This window comes from Sporomusa sp., from assembly GCF_035561255.1.
Classification (GTDB): Bacteria; Bacillota; Negativicutes; order Sporomusales; family Sporomusaceae; genus Sporomusa.
The window spans coordinates 1-5804 of record NZ_DATMXX010000239.1 but is presented as its reverse complement, the minus strand read 5'-3'; the positions used below and the strand labels follow the sequence as shown (position 1 = coordinate 5804).

At 48.0% G+C, this 5804-nt stretch carries 6 protein-coding genes; all 6 read right to left on the bottom strand.

The window, feature by feature from the left end:
- Positions 1–102: 102 nt before the first annotated feature.
- The 6 genes from VN379_RS13490 to VN379_RS13465 all read right to left on the bottom strand — a co-directional run bounded on the left by VN379_RS13490 (position 103) and on the right by VN379_RS13465 (position 5741).
- Positions 103–402, bottom strand: a complete 300-nt coding sequence (locus VN379_RS13490; RefSeq protein WP_325534654.1) for an MTH1187 family thiamine-binding protein — start codon at positions 400–402, stop codon at positions 103–105.
- Between the two features lie 263 nt (positions 403–665).
- Positions 666–1772, bottom strand: a complete 1107-nt coding sequence (locus VN379_RS13485; RefSeq protein ID WP_325534653.1) for a glycosyl hydrolase family 18 protein — start codon at positions 1770–1772, stop codon at positions 666–668.
- A gap of 81 nt (positions 1773–1853) precedes the next feature.
- Positions 1854–3026 carry a pyridoxal phosphate-dependent aminotransferase gene (locus tag VN379_RS13480; protein ID WP_325534651.1) on the bottom strand — a complete coding sequence of 391 codons (1173 nt, stop codon included), beginning with the start codon at positions 3024–3026 and terminating at the stop codon, positions 1854–1856.
- Positions 3027–3047: 21 nt separating this feature from the next.
- The gene (locus tag VN379_RS13475) at positions 3048–3845 is read right to left on the bottom strand and encodes an ABC transporter ATP-binding protein (protein WP_325534649.1); all 798 of its coding nucleotides are present in this window, start codon (positions 3843–3845) and stop codon (positions 3048–3050) included.
- A gap of 1 nt (position 3846) precedes the next feature.
- The gene (locus tag VN379_RS13470; RefSeq protein WP_325534647.1) at positions 3847–4647 is read right to left on the bottom strand and encodes an ABC transporter permease; all 801 of its coding nucleotides are present in this window, start codon (positions 4645–4647) and stop codon (positions 3847–3849) included.
- Between the two features lie 77 nt (positions 4648–4724).
- On the bottom strand, positions 4725–5741 hold the full coding sequence (locus VN379_RS13465) for an ABC transporter substrate-binding protein (protein ID WP_325534645.1): 1017 nt from the start codon (positions 5739–5741) through the stop codon (positions 4725–4727).
- Positions 5742–5804 lie beyond the last annotated feature (63 nt).

Genomic DNA, 5804 nt, shown 5'->3' with positions numbered 1-5804 from the left:
CATAACAAGACAAGCCCCCTGTCGCCGGGGGCTTGTCTTGAAGTATAACAAAAACCAGATTAAAAGGTCAAGCATTTTTGGTGAATTTGTAAGTCGGAACCGTTACAGTTTATCGGTGACTGCCTTAATTTTTCCGGCCATTGTCACCTCTTTGTCCCGCCTGTCATCAATCCTGATTGTGGTCATAACCCGCTGTGCATCGCGGCTAAACGGTGTTTCATGCATTTGTCGAATAATCGCCAGAATGCGGTCAAGGTCACCTTCAATTACAGTCGCCATTGGCGTTAGCTGATATTTAAGGCCTGTGGCCTGTTCAAGTACTTTGTGGCAACCGGCCACATAGTGACTGACACTGGGCGAACCTGTGCCCAGCGGGGCAATGGTAACTTCAACAACAGCCATGCTCTTCACTCCTCACAGCTCATCATAAACGCCCAACTGTGCGATGCTGTTACAACGAATCACTGCCCAGACATTTGCCGCCCAAGGGGTTCATAGACGACGTTATTGTTATTCTTGCGGACTTTCCCACTGGCACTGCCAGTACGACTACGGGTTATGTCCTCCTCGCACCAAACAGCCTGACTTTTCTAATGAACCTTTTACTACAAATACTATTCGCTCTATGGCAAGCAAAACCTGCCGCCTAAGCGACAGGTTTTGCATTACTGTTCTTTGGGAAACTTCTTGTCAATTATGCCCCAAATCTCTGGCTGCTCCTGGCCCAGACGCCAAACAGCAATACCGGCCGGTTTATATTTAGCCACAATATCCAGCTTGGCGGCAGTACTTTTGTCATTTTCAAACCACACTTCATGATTTTTGTATTTGAACCACGGTGCCTGCGCTTTTTCATCATAGTTGATTTTAGCACCATTTTTTTCAGCCAAAACAATGGCATCAACATATTTAACTGTCTCGCCCTCTTTGCCGACCCAATCATACCCATAGGCGCTAATGCCGATTATGACTTTATGCGGGCCTCCGGACTGCTCAATGGCATACTTAACATTCTTCTCAAACCACTCCACAGGGGCGACCGGACCTGGTTCTGAGGTAGCCCAGTGGTTATCATAGGTCATAATCTGCAGAAAATCCGTATTGGGGGCCAGCTTCGGGTAATCATACGCGCCGGATACATCTTCCGCCACTTCGACCCTGGGGAATACCGAGATGATCACCGTCTTATTAATGGCTTTCATCTTAGGGTACAGTTCAGCCATAAAAGCGGTCAGGTTGTCTTTATGTTTGGGCGGAAGCAGCTCAAAGTCGATATTAATGCCGTCATAGCCTTTTTCCTGTACCATTTTGACAATACTGTCAGTTACCTTGGTACGCACTGCCGGATCGCCAAGCACAGTATCGGTAGATCCGGTTTTATTTGTCACTAACGGATACATTTTCAGACCTAACTGCCGGGCGGTATCATAGACCAACTGGCTGTCTTTGGCTTCAAGAGTGCCGTCTTGGGTTGCTCTGTACCAGAAGGGGCCGACTGCCGACAAGCTCTTAGCATGTGCCTTCATGCTGGGAAAAGAGCCTGTTTGGTCAGGTGTTCCCGGCCAGGGGTTCTCGTAATAGCCAACCACCATACGGGGTGGCATCGTAACATTGCCAGGCGCTCCAGGTGTTTGCTGGCCTTGATCCAGAGGCTTGGGAGCCGGTTTATTCGCTGTGCCGCAGCCACCAGACAAAACAGCGGCTATGACAAACAGAACGAGGAGAACACTTGCGATTCTTGTTAAAGGACTGTTAATGCGCAAAACTGTCACCCTTTCCGTTACTAAGATTGAATTTATTCAATCTTAGTATTGGCGGGGTGACAGTTCTTATGCTTATATTTAAAAATATATTTACTTTGGCAGCTTGGTTGCCAATGCATGGGCAACACTCTCCAGCGTCTCCCATTTTTTACAGAAACAGAAGCGGACCTGGTGGCTGCCTTTTGTCCTTTCAGCATAGAATGAGGACCCAGGTACAGTAGCAACACCAGCCAGTTCAATCAGCTTGCGGCTAAAGGCGGTATCGTCGGTAAGACCTAACCGCTCCATAATACCACTGGCATCGGCAAGCACATAATAGGCACCTTTAGGGAATTCACACTGAAAACCAGCAGACCTGAGTGCCCCCAGAATATAATTACGGGCTTCGGCGTAATGGTTTTTGAGCCCTTCATAGTATTCCGGGCCATAAGTCATGGCTTCGGCAGCGGCATGTTGGAAAGGGGTTGGTGCACCGACGGTAAAGAAATCGTGCACTTTCCGGATCCGCTTAGTAATCGGGGGCGCCGCAATGGCCCATCCTACCCGCCAGCCAGTAACCGAATAGGTCTTGGAAATAGAGTTGATGGTGATTGTCCGTTCAGCCATGCCTGGCAGTGATGCAATGGATATATGTTCGACACCATCGTAGAGGATATGCTCATATATCTCATCGGCAACAGCGTAGGTATCCCATTTAATAGCCAGTCCGGCGATTTCCTCAAGTTCAGCCCTGGTAAACACCTTGCCTGTCGGGTTATTGGGTGTATTAATAATAATTGCCTTGGTCTTTTCATTAAAAGCAGCTGCCAATTCTTCAGATGAATAGTGCCACTCCGGTCCATACAATGTAACATAGCGTGGGGTTGCGCCTGACAAGATCGAGTCAGGACCATAGTTTTCATAAAAGGGTTCGAAAATAATGATCTCATCCCCGGGATTAATCAATGCCTTTAGGGTAGCAATCATGGCCTCAGTAGCGCCACAGGTAACTGTAATGTCTGTGGCCGGATCACACTCAATATGATTATACCGGCGTACCTTGCGGCTGATAGACTCTCTGAGTTCAGGCTCGCCAAAGGTAACAGGGTATTGGTTATACCCGGCTGAGATCGCACGAATGGCGGCTTCCTGAATGGCCTTCGGGCTTTCAAAATCCGGAAAGCCCTGCGACAGGTTATAACCACCGGCCTCATCGCAGATTCTGGTCATTTCACGGATCACTGATTCGGAGAATGTTTCGGTAATCCTGGATAAGTTTTTCATAGCAAGCTGTCCCTCCGCACATTATGTATTGGTATTAGCAGCTTTCCAGGCTTCTTCCCTGATAAGCCCCATGACCTGGCGCTTAATCTGAGTAAACTCTTCACTCAATTTCAGATCAAAGGTTCGCTGATTCGGCAGGTCAACCTCAATCCGGGCCTTAATCCTCCCCGGCCGGGCGGTCATGACATAGATCGTGTCGCCAATAAAGACGGCTTCATCGACATCATGGGTGACGAAGAGGATTGTTTTATGAGATTCATCCCAGACATCCAGCAGCAGTTCTTGCATCACGGTGCGGGTTTGTGCATCCAGGGCGCCGAACGGCTCATCCATTAACAACACCTCAGGGTCATTAGCCAAGGCACGGGCAATAGCCACCCGCTGCTTCATACCGCCGGACAGATCACGGGGGAAGAAACTTTCAAAGCCTCTGAGGCCAATTTTTTCAATATAGTGCTCTGATACCTCTTGGCGTTCCTGTTTGGTTTTTCCTGCAACATCCAGGCCAAATTCTATATTCTCCCGCACTGAAAGCCAGGGAAACAAGGTATAGGTCTGAAACACCATGCCCCGGTCGCGTCCGGGTTCTGTTATCTCGCGGCCATTTAAGAGTACCCGGCCGGAAGTGGGAGATTCCAGACCAGCAACAATCTTTAATATGGTTGATTTGCCGCAGCCTGACGGTCCGAGGATGGTAACAAATTCACTGGGTTTGACGGTAAAGCTAGCCTCTGCCAGGGCCGTAACCTGACGTTCTTTACCGGTAAATGTTTTACTGACGCCCTCAATGATCAATTTATCCTGCGCCTTCTCAGTCATACTACCGGCCTCCTTTACCCATCCAGGGGAACATCCTGGCATACAGCCATTTAAATAATACATCAATAACAATGCCAATTACGCCAATCACAATAATGCCTACAATAATATTACCTGTCTTTAAAAACCGCTGTGACTGCATAATCATATACCCCAAGCCAGAGCCGGCAGCCACAATCTCGGCGACAACTAAGTACGTCCAGGCCCAGCCAAATGCGATTCTCAGGGTATCAACAATACCTGGCAGACTTGCCGGCAATATAACCCGGCGAAACACGCCAATACGCGACACTCCCAATGTATATGAGGTATCGATGAGGTCGTGGGACACATTCTTGGTGACATCCATAACCATCAGTGCCAGCGGGAAAAAGGTTCCAAAAAGGATAACAGCAATTTTTTCGCTCTCGCCAATACCCAGCCATAGGATAAAGAGCGGTATAAACGCCGATGCCGGCATATACCGGATAAAGCTTAAGAGCGGCTCAACCAGCGCCTCACATACCTTGAGGCTGCCCATCAGAATACCCAGCGGTACAGCAATGATTGCTGCCAGCAAAAAGCCGACAGTAACCCGGAAAACACTGGCTGATATGTCATCAATCAAATTGAATTCAGTAAACAGTAATATACTATCTTTAACAACCTTGTCTGGCGGGGGTAAGAACATGGGTGGAATAAGGTCGCTGTAAGTAAGCGCCGACCATATGACTCCCAACAGAACAAAGGTCAATGCGCTCAAGGTTACATACAGCGGCGCGGCAATTTCAGCTTTGGGTGTTAAAAGTTTGCACTTGACCATAATTCCGCCTCCTTAATGGATAAAAAAGACCGCGTAGAAACGCTAACGCCTCTAGCACGGCCTCATAGCCCTTACTACTACTTAACCTTGGTAATAAAAGTGTCGTCGATGTATTTGCTTAAGTCAGGAGCCTGAGATAAAATTTTGAGTTTGATGTAGAACTCACTGGCCCTGTTGCCTACCTCATAAATAGCTCCAGGCTTTTCCTTGGTACCATAGAACTCTAAATTATCTTTCAAGCCATAAAATTTAACGGTTTGAATATCGGCGGCCACCTCTTCAGGTTTCATCTTAAAAGCAGCTGCCAGAATTTTATTGGATTCTTCAGGATTTTTGCTCATAAACTCTGTAGCCTCAGCCAATGCAGCCACTACGGCTTGCACGGTTTCAGGATTATTTTTTGCAATGTCCTCACGGAAAGCCAATACATCCGCAATAAGGCCAGGGGTATCTTTGGTCGTGGCCAGAACCGTTTCACCCGCAGCCTTGGCTTTGCCAAGATGCGGTTCCCAGGTAACAGCGGCATCTACCTTGCCGGCCATAAATGCCGCAGCGGCTTCACTGGCCTTCATATCGACAGCCTTAATATCGCTGTCTTTAAGACCATTCTTTTCAAGCAAGGTATTTAAGAAGAAGTGCGCTGCCGAACCACGGTGGAAGGCAACCTCTTTCCCTTTAAGATCAGCAACGGTTTCGATCCCCTTGCCTTTCTTTACAATAAGACCATCCGCCCCATTGGATGCATCAAATGCCCAGACGAACTTCATAGGCACACCCTCGCCGGCAGCCGAAACCGATACGTCAAGTGATGCAGCCATCGCTTGAATTTTACCAGCTACCAGTGCTTGTTTACGGTCACCAACACCTTCAATAGACTGCAATTCCACGTCAACACCCTTGTTTTTGAACATGCCTTTCTCTTTAGCGACAAACAGGGCGCCATATCCAGTCCATGGGGTATAAGCAATAATGACCGGCTTTTTCTCTGCTGCTTGAGGCGCTGCCTGCTGTGCGGGTTTATTCGAACCGCACCCGGCAACTACTATAGCCAGCATGGCTGCCAGAATCAACAGCGCTACTAGTTTTTTCTGCATAAAAATCCTCTCCCAGTGCAATATTTATAAAACATATTTTTTGGATATTTCGCCATTTTACAG